Raw genomic sequence first — 410 nt, forward strand, 5'->3', positions numbered from 1 at the left:
ATGTTGAAGTGTGGGGTGTTGAAACCGTATTGAGCTATGAGTTAGATTCGTTAAGTGTTTACGCTAACCACTCATACTCTGATGGTGACCAGAAAGATCTAGAGAATGGTAAAACTAGCCATATGAGTAAAACAGGCATTCACAACTTCAAGGCGGGTTTCAACTACAGCCTGAACAGTGAGTTTGTGTTTGGTTGGGATTCACGTTTTGTACCGGGTAATGATTACACGGATGAAGATGGTGATGAAATTAAACGCGCAGGTTTCGCAACTCATAACATCTGGGCGGCTTACACACCTACGTTTGCTAAAGATCTAGAAGTGAATCTTGGTGTTGATAATCTACTTGATAAGAAGTACGCAGAGCATACTGGGTTTGGTATCTCTTGGGGTTCAGATAAGTACACCAGC

General features: G+C 42.2%; 1 protein-coding gene. It reads left to right on the forward strand.

The window, feature by feature from the left end:
• A partial coding sequence (locus AB4512_RS25280) for a TonB-dependent receptor domain-containing protein (protein ID WP_372176208.1) occupies positions 1-410 on the forward strand: 410 nt, incomplete at both ends.

The organism is Vibrio sp. 10N.222.52.B7, assembly GCF_041474275.1.
Lineage (GTDB): Bacteria > Pseudomonadota > Gammaproteobacteria > Enterobacterales > Vibrionaceae > Vibrio > Vibrio crassostreae_C.